The following is a 1,119-nucleotide window of genomic DNA, read 5'->3' on the forward strand; positions in this document are numbered from 1 at the left end:
ATCCGGGCCGCCACGCGGGCAACCGTTCCCGGCCGGGCCGCACCAGGGTCAGGCTCACCACATCCTCGGCTTCCGCCTCGACCGTCTCGACGACGACGTCCATGTCGAAGCCGTTGTGGCGCACCGGGTGCGGTCGCGACAGCCCGGGAGTGGTGAACACCTTCTTGTACACGTCCACCGCCGCGCCCAGCGCCCGCAGGCCGAAGGTCGGCGCGGCCGTCATGCGCGGGCCGCCGGCGAGTGCGCCAGGTAGCGCAATGCGTTGTCCATCGAACCCAATTGGGAGGGATGGAATCTCCGATCCAGGTAGCGCGGCATCTCGGTGACGAAGGTGGTGAAGTTCGGAATCACCTGCCGCCGGGTCGCGCTCACGAACTGCTTCAGCCAGAAGCGCCCCTTGTCCGGGCTCGGATCGCGGCGGTACAGGTACGCGGTCGACACCACGAACAGCGGCAGCAGCAGTCCGCTGGCCAGCAGCCCGGTCCGGGCCCGCCGTCCGTATCCGCCGTCGACGTGCATGTACGCGTCGAACACCACGCTGCGGTGCTCGACCTCCTCGGCGCCGTGCCACCGGACCAGATCCAGCATGGTCGGATCCATTCCGGCGCGTTGCAGCGCGTCGGTTTCCAGCAGCCACTCGCCGATGACCGCGGTGAAATGCTCCATCCCCGCGAACAATCCGAGCCGCTCCTTGAGCCACTCCTGCTTCGCGCGCCCGGTGAGGCCGTGATCGCCGAGCACCCGATCGGTGAGCCACGCGATCTTCGAGACATAGGACTCGACGTCGAGTCCGATCTCCTGCAGGTGTTTCCGCGCCCCCTCGTGGCTGCTCGCGTGCATCGACTCCTGTCCGACGAACCCCGCGACCTCTTCCCGCAACCGCTCGTCGTCGATCAATGGCAGCGCCTCGGCCAGGCAGGCCGCCATGGCCCGCTCCCCCTCCGGCAGCACCAGGTGCATGACATTCACGACGTGCGTGGCCAGCACCTCCCCCGGGATGTAGTGCATCGGCACCGACGAGAAGTCGAAATGCACGTCCCGAGCCTGAATCGCGTGGGCTTCGTCCTGATAGGAGCGCCTCGTTGCACTGTCCTCAGCCATGGCCCGACCGTAACAAAG

1 protein-coding gene and 1 pseudogene are annotated in these 1,119 nt (G+C 67.6%); both read right to left on the reverse strand.

Translation table 11 applies throughout. The features are described from left to right. Positions 1-223, reverse strand: a pseudogene (locus ACIRS4_RS38360) (oxidoreductase); the annotation flags it as partial. Beyond that, on the reverse strand, positions 220-1,101 hold the full coding sequence (locus tag ACIRS4_RS38365) for a metal-dependent hydrolase (protein WP_404204928.1): 882 nt from the start codon (positions 1,099-1,101) through the stop codon (positions 220-222). The pseudogene ACIRS4_RS38360 and the gene ACIRS4_RS38365, both read right to left, overlap by 4 nt. Positions 1,102-1,119 lie beyond the last annotated feature (18 nt).

The organism is Streptomyces sp. NPDC101166 (assembly GCF_044768125.1).
GTDB lineage: Bacteria > Actinomycetota > Actinomycetes > Streptomycetales > Streptomycetaceae > Streptomyces.

Coding starts and splice junctions, on each gene's coding strand:
- ACIRS4_RS38365 (WP_404204928.1), bottom strand. CDS start 1,101: ATGGCTGAGGACAGTGCAACGAGGCGCTCCTATCAGGACGAAGCCCAC.